Here is a 21,716-nt window from a genome sequence, read left to right on the forward strand (position 1 = left end):
GGGGCGCCCCGCACCCCTCTCCCGCGGGGCGCCCCGGCCGTTCACTCGCCGCTGTGGGCGTCGCCCACCGCCGAGCGCGGGCCCAACCGCGGACGGGAGTGGCCCTCCGCCGCACGGCTGTCGCGCAGGGCGCTCAGCGAACGCGGTCGGCCCCGCCGCGCGCCGGGGTCCGCGGCGCCCTCCCAGCCGGTCACCCTGGACGGGTCCAGGCCCAGCAGGTCGAGGGTGCTCTCCCCCGCGCAGACCGCGTCGATGATGCGCTGCTCGCGGGAGATGCTGTCCATGGTCTCGGCCACGATCGCGCTCACCTGCCCGCGGGGCAGGCAGACCACACCGTCGTCGTCGGCCACGATCCAGTCGCCCCGGCGCACGGACAGCGGTGCGGGGCCGGTCGCGTCCATGCTGATCTGCCGGCCGACGGAGCCGCCCGCCTCGTGTGCGGCCTCGCGCACCGCCACCCCGGCGCCGAAGACCGGGAGCTCACAGCGGGCGATCGCGGCGATGTCGCGCACGCAGCCGCCCAGGACGATCCCGGCCACGCCCCGGGTCCGCGCGGCCACGGCGAGAATCTCGTCCACGTAGCCGTACTCGGGCTCACCGGAGACGTCCACCACCAGAGCGGAGCCGGGTGGCGCCTGGGCGATCGCGACGTGCAGCGCGAGGTTGTCCCCCGGCGAGCAGCGGACCGGGAAGGCGGTCGCGGCGAACGCGGCCCCCGGCCAGACGGAGAAGAGGTCGGTCCCGAACGGGCGTCCCCCGCAGCGGGCCAGTGCCACCGTTCCCACAGCCGTCAACGTCTTCGCAAGCGCCACGTCAGCCTCCATTACACCCGCGCCCGGTGCGGTCGATTCGGACCGACCACCTCCATACTCACGGGTAACTTAAGCGTGACGCAAGGCATATGAGACCGAAACACGTAAAAAGTGCTACCGCGGGTTACACAGACCCGCGAAACCGGCTCAGCCGACCGCGGCGACCGCGTCCAGCGCGGCCCGGGCGGCGGCGACGTCGTGCACCCGGAAGACCCGGGCGCCCTCACGGGCGGACACCGCCAGGGCCGCCAGCGTCCCGTCTCCGCGCTCGGCGACCCCGGCCCGCAGGGTCTCCCCCACGAAGTCCTTGTTGGAGACCGCGACCAGCACCGGCCAGCCGGTGGCCGACAGCTCGCCGAGGCGCCGCGTGAGTTCGAGTGAGTGGTAGGTGTTCTTGCCGAAGTCGTGCGTGGGGTCGATCATCACCCCGTCCGGGCGCACGCCCACCGACACCGCGCGTTCGGCCAGGGCGCGCACCCCGGACACCACGTCGGCGACCACGTCGTCGTAGCGGACCCGGTGCGGATCGGTGCGCGGGGCCAACCCTCCGCTGTGGCTGCACACCAGACCGGTGCCGAACTCGGCGGCCACGCGGGCCAGATCCGAATCGGCGCCGGCCCAGGTGTCGTTGATCATGTCCGCCCCGGCCTCGGCACAGGCGCGCCCCACCTCGGCCCGCCAGGTGTCCACGGAGATCACCACCCCGGGGTGGCGGGTGCGCAGCTCGCGCACGAACGGCACCGTGCGGCGGATCTCCTCCGCCTCGTCCACGTGGGCACCGTACCCGGCCTTCACCCCGCCCACGTCGATGATGTCGACCCCGGCGGCCACCGCGTGGTCCGCGGAGGCCAGCGCGGCCTCCAGGGCGTAGGTCGCGCCCCGGTCGTAGAAGGAGTCGGGGGTCCGGTTGATCACCCCCATCACCGCGTAGCGGCGGCCCGCGAACTCCTGTCCGCGCAGCCGGAGCACCCCGGGCCCCTGTGGTCCTGTCTCCGCCGGCACAGCCGAACCGTCCCTCACCATGCCTCCCATCCTGGGGCACGGGAGGGGCAGGTGATCACCCGCCCCTCCCACTGCCGCGTCGGGCCGCGGGTCAGGCGGGAACCCAGCCGCCGGTGCGCTCACCGCCCCGGCGCTCCTTGCGTACCTGGAGGTGGTCCCAGGTCTCCACGTGGACCACGCCCGCCGTGCCCCGGATCCGCTCCAGGGCCTCCACCAGCTGGCAGCGGTCCGGAGCAGTCAGGGTGCCGATCACGTCGTACCGGCCGAAACCGCTGGCCAGGAACGAGATCCTCCCCAAGTTGGCCATGGCGGTGCCCAGCGCGTCGGCGTCGCCCCGGCAGCGCAGGCCGAAACCGAGCTGCTCGTTGGCGCCCACCGCCGACGGCTCCACGAGCGCGGTCACGTGGACCACACCCGAGTTGAGCAGACGCACCACCCGGGACCGGGCCGCCGCCTGCGAGAGCCCCACCTGGCGGGCCAGGTCGGCGTACGAGGCGCGCCCGTCCTTGAGCAGCTTGCGAACCAGACGCCAGTCGAGGGCGTCCAACTCGATGTCGCGCAGTTCCCGCACGCTGCTGTGGGCGTCCTTGTACACGGCGTTGGCACGGAAGACCTCCGCGCCCTCCACACCGGGCAACGAACGCAGGTCGGCCAGCTCCTTGGTGAGAGCGGCGTCGTCGGCCACCCGGACCTGCGCGACGGCCGGGAACCTCCCGGCCGACTGCGCGGCGAAGGTCACGGCCTCGCGTTCCTCCAGCGCTTCGAGCAACGGACCGACCGGTCCGCTGACCCGGAACGACACGTGGCCGAGGACCTCCATGCCCACCACACCGGCATGCAACACTCCGACGATTCTGATCGCCCCCGACTGCACGAGCTGGCGCACTCTGGCGCGCACCGCAGTCCGGGACAGACCCACCCCGTCGGCCAGGGCCTGGAACGTCGCTCTGCCGTCCCCCTGCAACGCCCGCATGAGCGCGGCGTCAACCGCATCGAGCACGATGGTTGCCTTTCGTTCCCATGACGCCGCCCAACCCTGCGGACGACGCCCCCTCCTCCGGCCAGATCATCGCAGTTGTGGCCCCGCTTTCACCACGGATCGAGAAAGAAATCGGTTGATTCACCCCTTTGACCAGCCCGACGGCGCTGCCCAATGCCCCATCAGCACCCTCTCGACCACATAACAGACTTGTATAGAACACCTCTTAAGAGGTGACCGCCGTGCATACAACCCCGACAAAGCGCCACACTGATCTCACGGGCCCGCGTGACACCCCCCGGGGCACCCGCGGCGCACCGCCAGGGGCGGTTCCACGCCCCGCCGGCCGCGAGGGCTGCCCGGGCCCCGGAGCCGGGGGAACCGAAAAACTGTTCCCGCGCGTGTACCTGGGAAAGGTAAGACAACAGGATGTGACCGCCACCCGGCGACCGTGGCGAGGACAACAGGAGTACAGGACGGGGCGGCCGTGTTCGCCCCGCGGCTTGAGAGGAATCGCTGGTGGCAGCGGAGGACGAGCGGCGGGAGAAGGCGCCCACGCGCCCGAGCACGGGAGGGGCGCTGCTGTGGACCGCCGCGTCGCTTCCCCTTCCCGGTGTGGCCCACCTGCGCATGAGGCGTCGGACCGCCGGGATCGTGATCCTCGGTGCCTACCTGGCGGGCATCGCCGCCCTGGTCCTGTGGTCGGTCCGGCTCGGCGCGCACGACGCGGGCGCGATGACCGCGCTGGCCGGGATGGCCGTGCAGGACCGGTGGCTGCTCGGGGTGATGGGTGCCGTCTTCGTGACCGCGGTGCTGTGGCTGACCGTCATCGTGCACTCGTGGACGATCACCCGGCCCGAGGGCGCGAAGTTCGGCCAGCGGCTCCTGGGCGGCCTCGTCGTCCTGCTGCTGTGCCTGACCGTGAGCGTTCCGGCCGCCTGGGCGCTGCACGGCGGCTACACGGCCTACGAGACGCTGGGCTCGGTCTTCGACGCCCCCGAGCGCGACGACCTGCCGCCGCACGACGCCGCCGACCCCTGGTACGGCGCGGAGCGGGTCAACGTCCTGCTGATCGGCGCGGACTCGGCGGACAACCGCTACGGGGTGCGCACCGACTCCATGATGGTGGCGAGCCTGGACACGGAGACCGGCGACGCGGTGCTGGTGGGGCTTCCGCGCAACCTGGAGAACGTGCACTTCCCCGAGGACAGCACGCTCGCCGAGCGCTACCCGGAGCCGTACGGCTTCGACCTGCTGCTCAACGACGTCTACCAGACCGTCGCCGAGGAGCCCGACGAACTGGCGCTCAACCCGATCGCCGCCGATCCGGCGGCCGACACCCTCAAGAAGGTGATCGGGTACAACCTCGGCCTGGACGTCGAGTACTACGCGATGGTCGACATGAGGGGCTTCCGGGACCTGATCGACGCCGTCGGCGGCGTGCAGGTGCGCATCGAGGAGCCCATCCCGTACGGGGTGCACGGCGGGGTGCTGGAGCCCGGCCTGCAGCGCCTGGACGGCCACGAGGCGCTCTGGTACGGCCGCTCCCGGGTCGGCTCCGACGACTACGGTCGGATGGGCCGCCAGGGCTGCCTGGTCAAGTACGTCGCGGAGCAGGTCGACCCGACCACCGTCCTGACCAGCTACCGGCAGCTGGCCGGGGCCACCAAGCGGACGCTGACCACCGACATCCCGCAGTCGAAGGTGCCCGCCTTCATCGAACTGGCCGACCAGCTCACCGACCACGGTGACATGAGCGCGCTCCAGCTGTCCCCGCCGCAGGTGTCCACCGGCAACCCGGACTGGGCCGAGATCAAGGAACTGGTGGCGGAGGCGATCAGCGCCGGCGCCGAGCAGGGCGACGAGGACGGCGCCCGCCCCGACGACCCGTCCGCCTCCCCGTCCTCTTCGCCGTCCGGCGACGACTCCGAGGTGAACGAGGACCTGACCCCGGAGGAGTGGGAGGAGATGGAGGAGGACGAGCGGACCGAGTGGCAGCGCTACACCGGTCTGGACGAGCCCTCCCCCGCCGACCCGGGCCGCCAGGTCGGCTCCGAGGCCACCGACCTCGGCACCATCTGCCCGTAACCGCCCTCTCGGCGGCGACACCCCCTGGGGGTTCCGGGAAACCCCGGAGCCCCCGGGTGACCGGTGTCGGTCAGCTGCCCGCGGACCGTTGCCGCCCCCGATCGGGCGTGTGACGCTGGCGCGGTGACCACAGCTCAGCTCTGGAGTCTCGTCGCCTTGGGCGCCTTCCATGGGCTACACCCCGGCATGGGGTGGTTGCTCGCCGTCAGCAGGGGCCTGCAGGAGGGCGGCCGCCGCCAGGTCCTGCGGGCGCTGCCCGCGATCGCCGCGGGGCACGCGGTGAGCGTCGCGGTGGCGGCGGTGGCGATCACCGTCACGGGTTCGGCCACCGCCTCGGTCCTCTTCCCCGTGCTCGGCGGCGGCGTGATCGTCCTCGTGGGACTGGTGATGCTGCTGTCGCGGCGGCACTTCCACTGGCGCGAGGTGCGCCTGCCCCTGTGGCAGCTGACGGCCTGGTCCTTCCTGATGTCCTCGGCGCACGGCGCCGGACTGATGCTGATGCCGGTCCTGGCCGGCCGGCTCCAGCACACGCACGTCGACGACGGCCACGAGGGGCACGGGGGGCAGGCGGGCCAGGGCGTGGCGGCGGAGTCCGTGGAGGCCTCGGGGACGGAGGCCTCGGAAGCGGCCGGAGCGGTGTGGAGCCTGTGGGACGCCACCCTGCTCGGGTTGGCCGCCACCGGAGTGCACACCCTGGCGATGCTCGCGGCCGCCGGGGTCGCGGCGTTGATCGCCTACGACTTCCTCGGAGTGCACGCGCTGCGCTGGAAGGGCGTGACGATGGACCGGATCTGGGCTCTGACGCTGGTCCTGGGCGGTGTCTTCGTCCTCTGGTCGGTGCTGTGAGCGGATCCGCCGACCGTTTCGGCGGTCACGAGCCGGCTTGATCCCGACCACAGTCGGGAATGAGAGTTAAGTCCGTTGTGTCCAATAGACGGAGCCTCCCGCGAGGGGGCCTACAGACACTGGCGTCCGGGACGTCCACGGCGGCGCGGCCGCCCGTCCCCGGCGTGGAGGGGCAGAGTCCATGACACACAGATCCACCGGGCCCGCCGGGGTGCACCGCCGATGGCACGGGCTCATCCTGTCCGTGGCGATCCTGGCCGTCCTGGCCGTGGTCGGCGTACTGGGTGCCCGTTGGGTGGCGGAGAACCAGGAGCGGATCTTCCCCGTCTCCACACCATGGGGGCCGGAGTGCGCGGTGTGGACCGGGGACGAGCAGGTCAAGCTCGACCGCGAGCAGGCCAGACGGGCCAGTACCGCGGCCGCCGTGATCGCCCAGGGCGATGACGCCCCGATCGAACAACCCGACGTCGACGACATCCCCGACGAGGTCATGGACGCCCTCGTCCACGGCCCCGAGGACGACGCGGGGCCGTCCATGAGCTGCCGCTACTCGGGCGAGGAGGTCGAGTTCGAGGAGGAGCTGCCCTCGGGCATGACCCCGCGTACCGAGGCCATGAAGGCGGGCATCGAGGAGCACTTCGCCGACACCAGCATCGGCGGGTACGTGCCCGGCGGCTACGACACCGGCCACGGCGAGGGTTCGGCGCACTACGAGGGCCGCGCGCTCGACATCTTCTACCGGCCGGTCGACGAGGACAACCGCCGCGAGGGGTGGCTGATGGCGCACTGGCTGATCGCGCACGCCCCCGACTACCAGATCGACGTGATCATCTTCGACGACAAGATCTGGAGCACCCGCTACCCGTCGATGGGCTGGCGCCACTACGAGGCCGACCCCGACAACGAGATCCTGCGCCACCTGGACCACGTGCACGTGGACGTACTGCGCGGACCGGACCCCGGCGACGACGCCTGAGACCGGGGCGCCCCTCCTGACGCGACGGGCCCGGACCGACAGCGGTCCGGGCCCGTCGCGGTGCCGGTGCGTCCGGTGGTCAGTCGTCCAGTCGGAAGCCGACCTTGAGCCCCACCTGGAAGTGGGCGACGTTCCCGTCCTCGATGTGCCCGCGGACCTGGGTGACCTCGAACCAGTCGAGCCCGCGCAGCGTGGCCGAGGCCCGTTGGATGCCGTTGCGGATGGCCTGGTCGACACCCTCCGTCGAGGTGCCGACGATCTCCGTCACGCGGTAGGTGTGGTCGGTCATGGGTGGGACCCCCTGCGTAGTCGGTGGCGGAGGCCGCGCGAACCCGACCCCCTTCCCCTGCCTCCCCGCAATCTCCGTGAGTCACACGGGTCCCGGGATTTCCCCCATGAACCTTTCCGGAGAACCGATCGGTGCACTTTGCCGATTCTTTCTGAGGACTTTGGTCCCGGTTGAGACGCGCTTGACCGTGGATGCGGGTGTCCCGACAGTGAATGCAGGGACAGAAGAGAAGCCGAAGTGTCAGATTAGTCCTGACCTGGGACTTAGGACCCTCCCCCGGCGGGACTCTCCCGAGACAACGTCGTAACTGACTCTTGACGTACCCCGGGGGGCGGCGGTGTACATTAGGTCTAGCGCTTCGGTCCCCCGTCGAAGCGCGGGACGATGTTTCGAGCCCCCGTCGAAACATCGCGTGCGACGCCGGGTGGTTTGCCCCCGTAACCACCCGGCGTCGCCTTTTGTCCTCCCCCGGTCGGTGTGAATACCCGATCGTGGCCGGGGCTTGACCACCGAATCCGCTTTGTCTCCTGGGGATCTGCATTGGGTAATACCGCACCGGACACGCACTGCTCGCGGAAGGGCTGCAAGGCCGCCGCCGACTGGGCACTCGTGTGGAACAACCCCAAGCTGCACACCCCCGACCGGCGGAAGGTCTGGGTGGCCTGCGACGAGCACCGCGAGTACCTCGCCAACTTCCTGGGCCTGCGCGGCTTCCTCCGCGAGACCGTCCCCATGGCCGAGTTCAAGGGCTAGCGGACGGCCTCCGGGGCCGGTCGGGAGCGGGCCCGGGCGCGCAGGCACCGGTCACCGCTCCCCTCACTCCATGGCGGTGCTCCAGGCGGACAGCCTGATCTCCTCGTGGCGGCTCCGTCCGGCCTCGGCGAGGAGACCCGGCCAGGGATGCGCCCAGTTGCTGCCCCGGAGCGCGTTCTCGACCAGGGCCAGCCCGAGCCTCCCCGTGTGGAGGCCGACCGGGCCGGGGTCGGCCTCGGCCTCCGCGAACAGGCGGCGGGCCACCTCCGCCGCGGTCTCCGTCTCGACACTCGAACTCCCGTAGACCGACCACAGCGGGCCGACGATCTCGGACGGCCGTCCCACCCCGCTGTGGGGCCGTGCGGCGAGCAGCCGGGCGGCCAGAAGCAGGCGGTCCACCAGTACCTCGGCCCCGGGATCGGCCTCGGTCGCGCTGACCGTCCGGTCCAGGTCGGCGCCCAGGAGACTGAGCGCGCTGTCCAGGAGTTCGGGGCGGGCGGCGAGCAGGGCCAGGGCGCGGTCCGTCTGTTCCCGGGCGAGCTCGCGCCCGGTGGACGTGTCCGGCAGGGCCTCGACCAGGAGGACCACCTCCCTCATCCGGTGGAGGGCGTTCTTCGCCCGGCGGTGGCCGCTGTCCTCCGTCCCCGGCCTCCGGTCCCGAACCGGGAGATCCCGCCCGGGTCCGGGCAGCCGGACCAGGAGGCGCTCGAGGAGCTCGGCGATGCGGTCACGGCCCTGCCCGCGCGCGATGACCTGCCGGAAGGTGGCCAGAGCGCGGTCACCGGACTGATCGAGATCGCAGACCGCGTCGACGACGTCGTCGACCGTCTCCGAACCCCACACGGACCAGCGGGCCCACCAGCCGTCCATCCGCCAGTGGGACCGGCGGGGCACCGGCAGGGTCGCGACGATGTCGGCCGCCTCCCCGCGCACGGCGGGCGGCAGCTGTTCGGGATCGACGCCCAGCAGGGCGAACTGGATCTCCTCCTCGGCGAAGTCCGGGACCCGTTCGGCCAGTGCCTGTCTGGCCACGGGGTCGTCCGTGCTGCACAGGAGCGCACCCGCCACCGCCGCGAGGACGTCGCGGTGCTCGTCCGCACGGCGCAGGATCCGCGCGAGGGCGGCGACCGCGCCGGGCGGGCGGTGCCGGGCCAGGAGGCGGGCCGCGGTCCGGCGGACGGTGACCTTGCCCGCCCCTTCCAGTACGCGGGCCAGGAGCGGACCGAGCTCGGAGGGGCGGGCCCGCTCGGCGCAGCGGGACAGTGCCGCTCCGGCGGCCCGTGACTGGGGCCCGCCGGAGTGCGCGATGATCAGCTCCAGCGCCAGTTCGGGGCGGTCGCAGCGGCCGAGCGCCGACACGGCCGCCTCCCGCAGGACGATCTCCCCGTCGTCCAGGTGGGCGGCGAGGTGGACGTGGGCGCCGGGCAGCGCGCTCAGGGACCGCAGGGCGGCCTCGCGGTCGTCGGCCGTCAGTGAGGACCGCCCGACGAGGGAGAGCAGGTGCGCGCGGAGGCGGTCACGCGATTCGGCCGGCCAGCCCCGGACCAGGGCCGGGCTGACGCGGGGCACCCACACCGGGGCGTTCTCCCCTGCCCCGGCCTCCAGGGCGCGCAGCGCCACCGACGACGGGTGGCGGCGGGTCAGGAGCTCCCAGACCCGGGGGACGCGGGCGGTGCCCGGATCCTCCTCGAACAGGCTCAGCGCCCGCCGTTCCCGGTCGGGACCGGCCAGGTGGAGGGCGGCGGCGCGGGCGGCGGTGTCGGAGTCGGGATCGGCCCGCACGGCGGCCCGCAGGTGGCTGTCGAGCGCGCTGAGGTGGCGGCCGCGGCGGCCGAGTTCGGCGGCCAGCGCGACCGCGGGCTCGTGGACGCCCCGGCGCCGCGCCCCGGCCAGGAAACCGCTCAGGCCGCCGAAGAGGACGTCCTCCGCGCCGGGCGGCAGGACCTGGTACAGGCGGGGTTCGGGGCCGTGGCGGTGCCGGCCGTGCTCGTCGCCCGCCCACCAGGGCAGCCTGGCCCGCCGCCGGTGCGCCCACCAGGGCGCGTTGTGCCGGGCCCGGTCCGGGTCTCCCAGTCCGTCGGCGCCGAACCGTTCGACCAGCCTCCGGTAGACCTCGACGCCCCAGCGCACCGAGGGTTCGTGGACACGGGTGTCCGGGTGGCGCAGGAAGCGGGCGGCCAGGTGCCGCAGGGCTTCGCGGGTGGCCGCGGAGGTGTCGCGGGCCTGGACGGTGTCCTCCGTCAGCCGCTGCAGGAGCGGGAGGGAGGGCACGAGCAGGTTGGGGTCGAGAGCGGCCAGGGCGGCCAGGAGGGCCCGGCGGACCGGATCGCGGTCGGCCCGGTGGCGCTGGACCCGCTCGGTGAGGACCGTGGCCAGCAGTTCCGGGTCACCGGTGCGGACGGTCACCGCCAGCAGCCGGGCCAGGCCCCGAGCCCGGCGTTCGGGATCACCGCTGGAAGCGGCCTCGGCGAGCGGCCCGGCCGCCTCGGTGTAGGGCAGGTGGGCGATGGCGTCGAGGTCCAGGTCGGGGTCCCCGAACCGGCCGCTGGTGCGCTGGAAGACCGCGAGCTCGGCCAGGGCCTCACGGGCCAGTTCGGCGGACCGGTCGCGGGGCAGCAGCTCCAGGTAGGGCAGCAGGGCCTCGGGGCTGCGGGAGCTGTTCCATTGCTCGACGGTCCGCTCCAGGAAGGCGGCGGCCTCCTCCCGTGGCATCGAGCGCAGCACGCACCGGGCGGTCCCGGGGCGGATCCGCATCGCACGGCGCAGTTCCCGGTCCAGGCGGCGGCCCGCGGGCAGGTCCGGATGGGCGGAGCGGAAACTGTCGGGATCGGCCGCCCTGCGGGCGTGCGGGTATCCCCTGAGCCCTTCGGTACCGATGATCTCCGCCACCCGGGCCGGGCGGAGCGGGTCGAGCGCCTCCAGTGCGCGGCGCCAGGGGGAGCGGGTGAACCGGTCGGTGACGCGCTCGGCCAGGTGGTCGGCCAGGAGGTCGGGGTGGCGGCGGGCCAGGCGGCGCCAGGACCGGAACGCGTGGTCCAGGGCGGGCAGGTGGCGTGCGACGGTGTCGGATGTGCAGGCGGGCAGCAGGGCGGCGGCCTCGCTGTCGCCGTACTCCCGGCGGACCCGCGGGAGCAGGGTGTCGGCGAGCGCGGAACGGCGCCCCTGGAAGAGCGTTCGGTACAGGGCCCGGCGCAGTGCGGCCGGAGCGTCGTCCAGCAGCGGGGTGACGATCGTGTCCGGGAGGGGCAGGGTGCGTACGGCGCGCAGGGCGGCCCCGCGAAGTTCGGGGTCGGGTCCGGAGAGGTATCCGGCGATGGTGCCGTGGTCACGGGCCACGATCGCCACGTGCAGGGCGTCGCGGTGGTGGCCGGCGTCGGCCAGGCCGCGCAGGATCACGGCCAGGTGTGGTAGCGCGGTGTGGGAGGGACTGCGCGCGTCAGCGTGTCCGCTGAGGGTGGTGGCGGGCGACGGGCAAGAGGGACTGCGCGCGTCAGTGCGTCCGTTGAGGGTGGTGGCGGGCGACGGGCGGGCGTAGGCGGTCAGCGCGTGCGTGCGCGCGGGGTGGCTCAGGCCCTGAAGGGAAACGAGGAGTTCGGCGGCCGACCTGAACGTCGGCGCGGTGGGGCTCAACGGCCCGGGCGGGATCCGCCCTTCCTGATCGTCATGGCGGACATGATGGCCCACTCCCCAGGGCCGGGGCAAGCCCCGCAGGTCAGCGGGGTCCGCCCCGGCCCGCCCGGCGGGTCCGCCGGGCGGAACGGCTACAGGGACGCGGCGCGCCAGGCGGCGATACGGACCTCCTCGTGGGGCGACTGCCCCAGATCCGCGACCAGCCCCGCCCAGGGTCCGGTCCAGCCCCGGCGCTCTCCCTCCTGCTCGGCCAGACCGACGGCGACCAGCCCGACCAGGCGGCCGACCGGGGTGGCGTCGCGCAGGGCCAGATCCGTGAGGTGTCGCAGCAGCACCGAGAGGTGGAGGGGGCCCGCCCCGAAGGAGACCCTGCCCTGGACGACGGTCGAGACCACCGTCCCAGGTGCGGCCGCCCTCTCCTCGGGGTAGCGGGCGGCCAGTGCGGCCCAGGCCGAGACCCGGGCACCGAACCTGTCCGCGCACAGGGCCCGGTCCCGGTTCCGGGTGAGGACGGGCAGGTCGGCTCGGCGCAGGTCCAGCGCCTCCTCACGCAGACCCGGGTGCGCGGCCAGCCGTTCCACGGCCCGGTCCAGGCCGGGCACGGGCTCCTCCACGTCGTCCCGGAACCTGAGCTGGTGGACGAGCATCCGCGCGAGACGCACCGCCCTCCGCGGCAGGGAGGGCGCGCGGTCCTCCTCCGGCCGGCGCAGGGGGACGTCCTGGCCCGCGGCGGGGCACAGGTCCGCCAGCTCGGCCACCACCTCGGGGAGCCGGTCCCGGTAACGCTGCTCCCGGAGCAGCCCTTCGAAGGTGTGCAGCACACGGTCGTCGGACAGGGTGAGGTCGCGCAGGTCCGCGACGAGGCCTTCGGCCAGTTCCCCGTCCCACCGCGCCCAGTCCGCGATCCGGCGGCACACGTCCAGGTTCCCGTCGACGGCGGGGTCCCCGCTCTCGGGCAGGGACAGCATGAACCGGGCCACCCGGGCGCGCAGGTCAGGGCGCACGTCCAGCGGGGGGTGGGCCAGCAGGGCGGCCCTGGCCGCGGGGGCGGCGAAGGAGGTCCGGCGTTCTTCCAGGGCGCGCAGGACCGCCGGGTGGTCACAGGCGGCCATGAGCGCCTCCAGCACGGCGGCGCGCAGGTCGCGGTGCTGGTCGTCCCGGTCGAGCAGGTCGAGGAGGAGCTCCACCGCGCCGGGCGGGCGCACCTGGCCCAGGATCCGGGCGGCGGCCCTGTGCACGGTGACCTTGCCCCGCGCGGTCAGGACCCCGCCCAGAGCCGTCAGCAGCACGGAGGGGGCCACGCGTCGGGCGCAGGAGCCGAGCACCGCAACGACCGCCCGGGAGGAGGTGCCCTCGGCGGCGTGCTCCAGCAGCACACCGAGCGCGCGTTCGGGGTGGTCGGTGTCGGAGAGCTGGACCAGCGCGGTCTCACGCAGCCAGGCGTCGTCTTCGTGGAGCCAGGGCAGCAGGAGGTCCAGGCCGCCGGACAGAACGCTCATGCCCCGCAGCGCCTCGGCGCGCACGGGATTCCCGTTGGCGCGGTCGGCGGCCGCGTCCCACAGGTAGCCGGCCGCGCTGTCGTGTTCGGCCGCCAGCCAGGTCCCGGTCAGGCCCCGGTGGAACGGGACGAACCGGCGGGGCAGCCGGCCCCCGGCCGCGCCCAGGGGCGCGACCGCCGCCAGTACCTCGGGAACCACGGCGGGCCGCCTGCGGGCCAGGCGTTCCCAGACCGGGGTGATCAGGGCGGTGGCCGGTGCGGCGCGGAACAGCTCCTCGGCCCGTTCGTCGGGACGGGATCCGCGCAGGTACAGCCGGGCCGCCTCGTGCGCGTTGGAGGTGGCCGGGTCCGCGAGGACCACCTCGCGCAGCGCGCGGTCGAGGAGGTCGGGCACGGCGTACAGGTGCCGACCCAGGGCGCCGGCCAGGGAGACGGTGGACTGGTGGGAGCCCCGGGCGCGTCCGCGGTCCAGGAACGGGGCGAGCCGGACGTACAGCGCGCGGGCGCGGTCGCGGTCGAGCGCCGCGGCCAGGGTCCGGTTCTGTTCGAGTGCGGGCCGCCGGTGCCACTGCGTGTACACGCTGACCCAGTAGCGCTCGAGCACCTGCCCGCCGAAGCGCTCGACGAGGCGGGTGAGGGCGGTGAGCGCCCAGTCGGCGAGGTCCTCGCGTTCCTGTGCCTCGGGGTGGTGCAGCAGGTGGAGTGCCAGGTGGCGCAGGACGGCGGCGGTCGCGGCGTCGAGGTCGGGCGCGGCGATGTTGTCGTCGAGCAGGCGGTGCAGGTCGGGCACGGTCCCGGGGACGAGCAGGCGCGGGGAGAGGTTGCCCAGGGCCAGGGGCAGGGAGACCCGCACGTGGCAGCGGTCGGCCGCGGAGCGGGTCAGCGTGGAGCCGAGCACGCGGGCCAGGGTGTCGGCCCCGTCGCGGCCGGCGGCCGTGACGAGCCAGTAGAGGGCGTGCTCGCGGCGCTCCGGGTCAGGGTCCCCGGCGGCCCTGGTCAGTCGGGGTTCGGCCTCGGCGAAGGGCAGGTGGGCTCCGGCCTCCAGGTCCCGGTGGTCGGCGTGGTCGGGATTGGCGGCCCGGAACCGCTCCAGGTAGGCCAGGACGCGGCGCGCCTCGGACTCCGCGCGGTCGGCCGGCAGCAGACCCAGGTAGGGCAGCAGGGCGGCCTTCTCCCCGCCGCCTTCGGCGACGAAGCGGTCGATGAGCGGGGTGCGGTCGGCGTAGCGCATGGCCCGCAGCACGGCGAGGGCTCGGGGAGCGGCGTCGTCCATGGCCTTGAGCAGACCGCGGATGTCGCGGCGTCCGTGTGTGAGGGCGGGGTAGCGGCCCGGGTAGTGGAGCTCGTCGCCGCGGAGGTGCAGGAGCCTCCGGGCCTCGGCGTAGGGCGGGTAGGGGCTCTCGGGTTCGGAGCGCCCGCGCAGGAACGGCAGCAGGAGTTCGGGGGCGTGCTTGGACACCCCCTCGGCGGCCGCACGCCAGGGCTCGTCCCAGATGAGGGCGCGGCTGGGAGAGCTGTCCAGTTCGCGTTCCAGGCGCACCAGCACCGGTCCGGGGTGGCGGCGCACGAGACGGCTCCAGGCCCGGATCCTGTGGGCCAGGCCGTCCAGGTGCTCGTCGACGACGGGTGTGGAACAGGCGGGCAGCAGCATCGAGGCCTCGGCCTCGCCGTGGCGTTCGAGCACGACGGGCAGGAGCCGGTCGGCGAGCGCCTCGCGGCGGCCGCGGCACAGGAAGGCGTAGAGGGCGCGGCGCAGCCGGTGGGGCGCGTCGTCCAGGAGCTCCTCGAGGGCCCGGTCCGGCAGGGGCAGCACGTGGGAGCGGCGCAGCACGGAGCGGCGCAGGTCCTGGTCGGGACCGGTGAGGTAACCGGTCACGAGGCCGGTGTCGCGCGCGGCCAGCGCCAGGTGCGCGCCGAACGCGGACCGGCCCAGGGCGTCCAGTCCGGCCGCGGTCTCGGCCAGCAGAGGGCTGTCCCGGTGGGTCCGGGCGTAGCGGGCCAGGTGCCGCATGCGCTCGGGGCCGGAGAGGGGCGCGATCTCGGCGAGGAGGCGGCGGGCCGCTCCGGTTTCGGGTTCGGGGGTGTTCTGGGGCATGCCGCTCACCCTGGCTGGGGCGGGAGAGCGCCCGCAAGGGGTTTTGGGGCCCTCACGTGCGCGCGGGAGCGAGGCGGAACGGGTTCAGGTGGGCGCCGACCGCGCGGGCCCCGACGACCCGGTCGTCCCTGAAGGCGCGCGAAGGCCGGTCAGTCCCCTGAGCCGGGGGCGGCGCGTCCGAGGTCGGCGCGGACGCGCTCCAGGGCCTCGGGGGTGTCCACGTCGAAGTCGCCGGGGACGCCGGTGAGCGGCACGTGGACGGGGTTCAGCGGGCCGAGCAGCCGGTACAGCGAACGCCCCTCGTAGGCTGCGAGGGCGCCGCGCAGGGTGTCGGTGCGCCAGACCCCGGTGAGCCACTGCTCGCGGCCCGAGGCGTCCACGAGGACCGCCCCCGCGGACTCGGCTCCGTCGCCGCCACCGCCGGCAGCCGCCAGCAGCGCGCGGACGTGCTCGGGGTCCAGGTGGGGCAGGTCAGCTGCGAGCAGCGCGACCCAGGGGGCCCGCACGTGCGGCAGCCCTGCCCGCAGCGCCGGGACGGGACCGCCGCCGGGCGGGTCCTCACGGACGTAACGGGCGTGCGGGTGGTCGCGCCGGGGGCCGACCACCGTCACGTCCGCTTCGGGGGTGTGCGCCAGCACGGCGTGCACCACACGTTCCAGCAGGGTGCGTCCGGCGACGGTGAGGCCGGGTTTGTCGGCGCCGCCCATGCGGGTCGCCGATCCCCCGGCCAGCACCACCGCGTCCAGGTTCGAGGTCATGCCCCCAGCATGTCAGCCCTTGACGCACACCACCTGGCGCAGGTGGGCGACCACCTCGACCAGGTCGGTCTGGGCCTCGATCACCGACTCCAGGTCCTTGTAGGCGGCGGGGATCTCGTCCACGACACCCCGGTCCTTGCGGCACTCCACGCCCTTGGTCTGCTCGACCAGGTCGGCCTCGGTGAAGGTCTTGCGCGCCTTGTTCCGGCTCATCCGGCGTCCGGCGCCGTGCGAGGCGGAGTTGAAGGAGGCGGGGTTGCCCAGGCCCTTCACGATGTAGGTCCCGGTCGCCATGCTGCCGGGGATGACCCCGAACTCACCCGAACCGGCGCGGATCGCGCCCTTGCGGGTGACCAGCACGTCCACGCCGTCGTAGGTCTCCTCGGCCACGTAGTTGTGGTGGCAGGAGATCCGCTGCTCGAACGTGGTCCCGGGGACTTGCTCGGCCAGGACCCGGCAGGCCAGGCCCATCATGATGTCCCGGTTGCGGCGGGCGTAGTCCTGGGCCCAGAACAGGTCGCGCCGGTAGGCGTCCATCTCCGGGGTCCCGGTGAGGAACACCGCGAGGTCGCGGTCGGGCAGGTCCTGGTTGTGCGGCAGCGCCTGCGCCTGGGTGATGTGGTGGTCGGCCAGCTCCTTGCCGATGTTGCGGGACCCCGAGTGCAGGACGAGCCAGACGGCGCCGTCGTCGTCCAGGCACACCTCGAGGAAGTGGTTGCCGCCGCCCAGGGTGCCCATCTGGCGACGGGCGCGCTCGCTGCGGGGGTGCACGGCGGGGGCGAGTTCCCCGAAGGCGTCCCAGAAGCCGTCCCAGCCGGTGCTGCGCAGGCCGGGGACGCGGGCGGGGTCGACGGGTTCGTCGTGGGCGTGGAAACCGACCGGTACCGCGGCCTCCAGCGCCGAACGCAGGCGGCCGAGGTCGTCGGGCAGCCGGTTGGCGCTCAGGCCGGTGCGCACCGCGGTCATGCCGCAGCCGATGTCGACGCCGACCGCCGCCGGGCTGACGGCGTCGCGCATCGCGATCACGGAGCCGACCGTGGCGCCCTTGCCGTAGTGGACGTCGGGCATGACGGCCAGCCCGTGCGTCCAGGGCATGCGGGTGACGTTGCGGAGCTGGTCCATGGCTGCGGACTCGACCTGTGCGGGGTCGGCCCACATCCGGATCGGCACGCGCTCGCCGGGTACTTCGGTGTAGGACATGGGGGCACCTCCCGTTTCTTTCGAGCCCCGGGGCACACGACCGTGTCTGTGGTGTCTGTGCCCCGGAACATCAAGTCAGAGGGCAGGGGGGTGCGGCAACCGGATTTCCGCTCAGCCGCCGATGGCGGACATCGGGCGGGCGGGCTGGAGGAAGCTCGGGTCGTTGATGCCGTGGCCGGGCAGCTTGCTCATGACGGCGGCCCGCCAGCGGTCGGCGATCTCGTCGTCGGTGGCACCCTCGCGCAGGGGTGTGCGCAGGTCGGACTCCTCGCGGGCGAAGAGGCAGTTGCGGATCTGGCCGTCGGCGGTGAGCCGGACCCGGTCGCAGGCCCCGCAGAACGGGCGGGTGACCGAGCCGATGACCCCGACGGTCGCGGGCTCACCGTTGGGGAAGGTCCGGCCGCGCAGGTGGAAGAGTTCGGCGGGTGCGCTGCCGCGGGTGTCGGCGTCGGCGGGGTCGAGGTCGAACTCGGCCTCGAGCCGGCCGAGGATCTCGTCGGCGGTGATCATGGTGTCGCGGCGCCAGCCGTGCTGGGCGTCGAGGGGCATCTGCTCGATGAAGCGGAGCTCGTACCCGTGTTCCACGCAGAAGCGGAGGAGGTCGGCGGCCTCGTGGTCGTTGATGTCGCGCATGAGCACGGCGTTGACCTTGACCGGGGTGAGGCCGGCGTCCGCGGCGGCGGCCATGCCCTCCAGGACGTCGTCGAGGCGGCGGCGGCGGGCGAGCTTCTCGAACACGACGGGGTCGAGGGTGTCGAGGGAGACGTTGACCCGGTCCAGCCCGGCCTGGGCCAGGGCGGGCGCCATCCGGGCGAGCCCGATCCCGTTCGTGGTCAGGGCGGTGTGCGGGCGGGGAGCCAGAGCGGTGCTCCCGGCGACGATGTTCGGCAGGCCCCGCCGGAGCAGGGGCTCACCGCCGGTGAAGCGGATCTCGGTGATGCCGAGGCGGGTGGTTCCGATGCGGATCAGGCGAAGGAGTTCGTCGTCGGTGAGCAGCTCCGGTTTGGGGAGCCACTCCAACCCCTCCGGTGGCATGCAGTAGGTACATCTGAGGTTGCAGCGATCGGTGAGCGACACGCGTAGGTCTGTCGCCACGCGGCCATAGGAGTCGGCCAGCACGAGCGTCATCCTCCTCTCAGTCTGAATTGCCGGGTAGGCAGTACACAAAATTGCGCTTACCCGAGGGATACCCACTCTTAAGGGTAGAAGATCCAGTTTCACGGCCAGTAGTCTGAATCACACCTTTTGGTATATTTCGTCGTCCCGTACGAGGGAACACCGTCATGTCTGGCCTTTGACCCAAACCCGCGCCGCCGATCGTTACACGGACGATGCCCGCGGGCGCCTCCCCGCGGATGTTCTAGGGTGACCACTCCGGCGGCGGTCGTCCGATCGTCGCAGACGGCAGCGGTGGCGAGGAGGCAGGACACGGTGATCAGCACACGTGAGTGGGGTCTGGCCGGAGGGCCCGACGGGTCCGGGAAACTGGCGGCACGGGCCTGGGCTCCCACCGAGGGCGAACCGACCTGGCTGGCGGTGCTGGTGCACGGCTACGGCGAGCACCTCGGCCGCTACGAGCAGGTCGCCCAGGACCTGTGCGCCGCCGGAGCGGTGGTCTACGGGGCCGACCACCGGGGCCACGGACGCTCCTCCGGGGACCGTGTCCTCATCGACGACTACGCCGGGGTCGTCGAGGACGTGCACCGGGTCGTCACCCAGGCCCGCACCGCCTACCGCTCCCTGCCCCTGGTGCTGGTCGGCCACTCCATGGGCGGCCTGATCGCCACCCGCTACGCCCAGGTGTACCCGGGTTCGGCGCAGGCCCTGGTGCTGTCCGGTCCGGTCCTGGGCCGGTGGACGGCACTCGAGGAGATCGCCGCCGCCGAGGAGATCCCGGACGCCCCCATCGACCCCTCCACCCTCTCCCGCGACCCGGCGGTCGGCGAGGCCTACGTGGCCGACGAACTGGTCTGGCACGGCCCCTTCAAGCGCCCCACGGTGAACGCGCTGCTCACCGAACTGGAGCGGGGCAACACCGCGGGCAGCCTCGGCTCCCTGCCCCTGCTGTGGGTGCACGGCCACGAGGACCGGCTGGTCCCGGTCACGGACACGAAGGCCGGCATCGAGGCGGTGGCGGGCGAGGACGTCACCGTGCGAATCTTCCCCGGCGCCCGGCACGAGGTGTTCAACGAGACCAACCGCGACGAGGTCCTCGCCGAGGTCGTCCGCTTCGCCCGGCGTTTCTCTCTCTAGCAGGCACAGCTGTGGCGGGCCCGGCTCCCCCTGAGCCGGGCCCTCAGACGTAGAGCTGGCCGCGCGGCTGCGAGGGGTGGGCCAGGGTCTCGGCGTAGGCCGCCGCCAACCGCTCCACCGCGTCGGCCAGCACGTCCGGCGGCCGGGTGTAGGCCAGGCGCAGATACCGCTCCAGGGTGCCGTCCGCGCCGAACACCGGCCCGGCCGCCGGATGCACCCCGTGCCGGACCGCGGCCTCGGCCAGCGACGTGGCGACCGGATGGGGCAGTGCCGCCCACATCACCAGACCGCCGCCGGGCACGCTGGGGCGCCAGTCGGGCAGCCGCTCGCGCAGGGCGGCCAGGAGTGCGTCGCGGTTGCGGCGCAGCTGGCGGCTGCGCTCGGCCCGGATCCGCAGCACGTCGGCGAGCAGGTGGGTGGCGGTGAGCTGGTCGTGCACCGAACCGGCCAGGTCGAAGCGCTGGCGGATCGCCATGATCCGGGTGACCATCGGCGGGGTGGCGCGCACCCAGCCCACCCGCAGGCCGCCCCAGAACAGCTTGGCCACCGAGCCCACGGTCAGTACCCGCCCGTCCGTGTCGTACGCGGCCGCCGGCGCGGGCAGGTCGCCCGAGTCGATGGCCAGCTCGGCGCCGGACTCGTCGATGATCAGGTGGGTCCCGGCCCGGCGGGCCTCACGGACCAGGATCCGGCGTTCGTCGTCGTCCATGAGCGCGCCGGTCGGGTTCTGGAAGTCCGGGATCATGTACGCCACGGAGGGCCTGCGCTGGCGGAAGGCGTCCACCAGGTACTCCATGTCCCAGCCCTGCGGGGTCACCCCGGTGGTGCGGATCCGGGCCCCGTTGCGGCGGGCCGCGTCCAGACCGTGCGGGTAGGTGGGCGACTCCAGCAGGACCTCGTCGCCCTGCTGGACCAGCAGGTCCATGGCCAGGGTGACGCCCTGCTGGGCGCCGCTGGTGACGAAGATCTGCTCGGGGGTGGTGGGCAGCCCGCGCTCGACGTAGCGCCGGGCGATGGCGTGGCGGAGTTCGGGCAGGCCGTAGGGGTAGTAGCCCATCCCGCCCACGTGCGCGGCCAGCTGTTCCGAGGCGTGGAAGGAGGCCTCGCGCAGCCCGTCGACCGCCGGCGGCGCGGCGACGCCGAGGTCGATCTGTTCGGCCGCGGGGACGAACGGGGCGGGCCCCCGGGTACCGGAGTCGGGCAGGACCGTCCAGCTGCCCGCGCCCTGGCGGCTGTCGAGGAAGCTGTTGTCGCGCAGCCAGGCGTAGGCGGCGGTGACGGTGTTGCGGCTCACCCCCAGGGCGGTGGCGAGGTCGCGCTCGGCCGGGAGCCGCGTGTGCGTGGGGACGCGGCCGTCCAGGACCAGTCCGCTCACGGCGCGGGCGATGGCCAGGTAGTAGGGGCGCTCGACCGGGGCCTCGCCGATCAGCCGGGCGAGCAGTCGACCGTTGATTCTCCGGGTGCCGCCGCCGGTGCCGGGGCGGTCGGTCCGCTGCCTCGCCATGGGAACTCACCTCATCAGGGGGACAAAACAGGCCAGTTGCCGGAATTGGCTCTTCAATCCCGGCACCGTATGGGCCACCATACCGATGTGGCCCCCTCCGCGGACGGCCACCTTCTCGCGCGAGCCACCCGATCATCCGATGCTTCAGCATGCGAAAAAACGAAGAGGTCGTCCTTGTCCGAACAACCCCGGAGCCGTGCCGCCGCCCTGGCGCGACGGTTGCTGATCACTCCGGTCCTGCCGCGTCCCCGACTGCGCCGCCTCACCCAGCTCTACGCCGGCCTGTACATGTACGGGCTCAGCGGGGCACTGCTCATCCGCTCCGACCTCGGGGCGATGCCCTGGGACGTGCTGCACCAGGGTCTGTCCCTCCAGACCGGGCTGTCGATCGGCACGTGGAGCGTGCTCGTCGGCGCGATGCTGATCCTGCTGTGGATCCCCCTGCGCCAGAAGGCCGGACTGGGCACGCTCAGCAACGTCGTCGTGGTCGGCATGTCCGTGGACCTGTCCCTGTGGCTGCTGCCCGCCACCGACTTCCTGCCGCTGAGGGTGCTGTTGCTGGTGTCGGGTGTCCTGGTGTGCGCGGTCGCGACCGGGTGTTACATCGGGGTGGGGCTGGGCCCCGGGCCGCGGGACGGCCTGATGACCGGGCTGGCCGCGCGCGGGCTGTCGATCCGGCTGGCCCGCACCCTCATCGAGGTGACCGTGGCCCTGTCCGGGTTCCTCCTCGGCGGGACCGTGGGGGTGGGGACCGTGGTGTTCATGGTGGCGATCGGGCCCCTGGCCCAGGTGTTCCTGCCGATGATGCGGATGCCCGAGGAAACACCGGAAAGCCCTACCCTGTCGGGCCGTTAGGCGTCCTGTCGGCTCCCCGACACCGCCGGTTGATCACCACGTCATAACTTCTCCCCGGAGAAAGGCACCCATTCCCTGACATATCTCCTCGCACGACCATATGCACGTGCACTCGCGGGTAGCCAGGTCCGCGTCGAACATGGAAGATGGAGACCGCGGTGAACGGTAAAGAGCCGGG

Annotated in this window: 16 protein-coding genes; 6 read left to right on the top strand and 10 right to left on the bottom strand. The window is 73.3% G+C overall.

The window, feature by feature from the left end; all coding sequences use genetic code 11:
* Window positions 1–41 precede the first annotated feature (41 nt).
* The 3 genes from D458_RS0112105 to D458_RS0112115 form a co-directional block, all read right to left on the bottom strand.
* Entirely contained in the window at window positions 42–785 is a 744-nt protein-coding gene (locus D458_RS0112105) for an RraA family protein (protein ID WP_017587014.1), read from the bottom strand.
* A 174-nt stretch (window positions 786–959) separates the two neighbouring features.
* Window positions 960–1,835, bottom strand: a complete 876-nt coding sequence (folP, locus tag D458_RS0112110) for a dihydropteroate synthase (protein ID WP_193374612.1) — start codon at window positions 1,833–1,835, stop codon at window positions 960–962.
* A 70-nt stretch (window positions 1,836–1,905) separates the two neighbouring features.
* On the bottom strand, window positions 1,906–2,814 hold the full coding sequence (locus D458_RS0112115; protein WP_026119226.1) for an Lrp/AsnC family transcriptional regulator: 909 nt from the start codon (window positions 2,812–2,814) through the stop codon (window positions 1,906–1,908).
* 498 nt (window positions 2,815–3,312) lie between these two features.
* Here D458_RS0112115 and D458_RS0112120 point away from each other — a divergent pair, with 498 nt between their 5' ends.
* The 3 genes from D458_RS0112120 to D458_RS0112130 all read left to right on the top strand — a co-directional run bounded on the left by D458_RS0112120 (window position 3,313) and on the right by D458_RS0112130 (window position 6,703).
* On the top strand, window positions 3,313–4,881 hold the full coding sequence (locus D458_RS0112120; protein ID WP_017587017.1) for an LCP family protein: 1,569 nt from the start codon (window positions 3,313–3,315) through the stop codon (window positions 4,879–4,881).
* Window positions 4,882–5,004: 123 nt separating this feature from the next.
* Window positions 5,005–5,727 carry a hypothetical protein gene (locus D458_RS0112125; protein ID WP_026119227.1) on the top strand — a complete coding sequence of 241 codons (723 nt, stop codon included), beginning with the start codon at window positions 5,005–5,007 and terminating at the stop codon, window positions 5,725–5,727.
* Window positions 5,728–5,908: 181 nt separating this feature from the next.
* A complete protein-coding gene (locus D458_RS0112130; RefSeq protein WP_017587019.1) occupies window positions 5,909–6,703 on the top strand; it encodes a hypothetical protein in 795 nt (264 codons plus the stop codon).
* Window positions 6,704–6,782: 79 nt separating this feature from the next.
* Here the strand turns inward: D458_RS0112130 and D458_RS0112135 are convergent, their stop codons facing one another.
* The gene (locus D458_RS0112135) at window positions 6,783–6,992 is read right to left on the bottom strand and encodes a dodecin (RefSeq protein WP_017587020.1); all 210 of its coding nucleotides are present in this window, start codon (window positions 6,990–6,992) and stop codon (window positions 6,783–6,785) included.
* A 540-nt stretch (window positions 6,993–7,532) separates the two neighbouring features.
* Between D458_RS0112135 and D458_RS35470 the strand changes: the two genes are divergently transcribed.
* A complete protein-coding gene (locus D458_RS35470; protein WP_083936292.1) occupies window positions 7,533–7,745 on the top strand; it encodes a hypothetical protein in 213 nt (70 codons plus the stop codon).
* Window positions 7,746–7,808: 63 nt separating this feature from the next.
* Here D458_RS35470 and D458_RS37150 read toward each other — a convergent pair whose 3' ends face one another.
* The 5 genes from D458_RS37150 to moaA all read right to left on the bottom strand — a co-directional run bounded on the left by D458_RS37150 (window position 7,809) and on the right by moaA (window position 18,045).
* Entirely contained in the window at window positions 7,809–11,375 is a 3,567-nt protein-coding gene (locus tag D458_RS37150) for a hypothetical protein (RefSeq protein ID WP_017587022.1), read from the bottom strand.
* A 131-nt stretch (window positions 11,376–11,506) separates the two neighbouring features.
* Window positions 11,507–14,968, bottom strand: a complete 3,462-nt coding sequence (locus tag D458_RS0112150; protein ID WP_017587023.1) for a HEAT repeat domain-containing protein — start codon at window positions 14,966–14,968, stop codon at window positions 11,507–11,509.
* A gap of 149 nt (window positions 14,969–15,117) precedes the next feature.
* The gene (gene mobA, locus D458_RS0112155) at window positions 15,118–15,726 is read right to left on the bottom strand and encodes a molybdenum cofactor guanylyltransferase (protein WP_017587024.1); all 609 of its coding nucleotides are present in this window, start codon (window positions 15,724–15,726) and stop codon (window positions 15,118–15,120) included.
* Window positions 15,727–15,738: 12 nt separating this feature from the next.
* Window positions 15,739–16,926, bottom strand: coding sequence for an RtcB family protein (locus tag D458_RS0112160; RefSeq protein WP_017587025.1), 1,188 nt, complete (start codon window positions 16,924–16,926; stop codon window positions 15,739–15,741).
* Window positions 16,927–17,037: 111 nt separating this feature from the next.
* Entirely contained in the window at window positions 17,038–18,045 is a 1,008-nt protein-coding gene (moaA, locus tag D458_RS0112165) for a GTP 3',8-cyclase MoaA (RefSeq protein WP_026119228.1), read from the bottom strand.
* 312 nt (window positions 18,046–18,357) lie between these two features.
* Here moaA and D458_RS0112170 point away from each other — a divergent pair, with 312 nt between their 5' ends.
* Complete coding sequence (locus D458_RS0112170) at window positions 18,358–19,179, top strand: alpha/beta hydrolase (protein ID WP_017587027.1); 822 nt, start codon at window positions 18,358–18,360, stop codon at window positions 19,177–19,179.
* 43 nt (window positions 19,180–19,222) lie between these two features.
* Here the strand turns inward: D458_RS0112170 and yczR are convergent, their stop codons facing one another.
* Entirely contained in the window at window positions 19,223–20,683 is a 1,461-nt protein-coding gene (yczR, locus tag D458_RS0112175) for a MocR-like transcription factor YczR (RefSeq protein ID WP_017587028.1), read from the bottom strand.
* A 174-nt stretch (window positions 20,684–20,857) separates the two neighbouring features.
* Here yczR and yczE point away from each other — a divergent pair, with 174 nt between their 5' ends.
* Window positions 20,858–21,538 carry a membrane protein YczE gene (gene yczE, locus D458_RS0112180; RefSeq protein ID WP_026119229.1) on the top strand — a complete coding sequence of 227 codons (681 nt, stop codon included), beginning with the start codon at window positions 20,858–20,860 and terminating at the stop codon, window positions 21,536–21,538.
* The last annotated feature ends 178 nt before the right edge of the window (window positions 21,539–21,716 follow it).

Source organism: Nocardiopsis ganjiahuensis DSM 45031, assembly GCF_000341085.1.
GTDB classification, from domain to species: domain Bacteria; phylum Actinomycetota; class Actinomycetes; order Streptosporangiales; family Streptosporangiaceae; genus Nocardiopsis; species Nocardiopsis ganjiahuensis.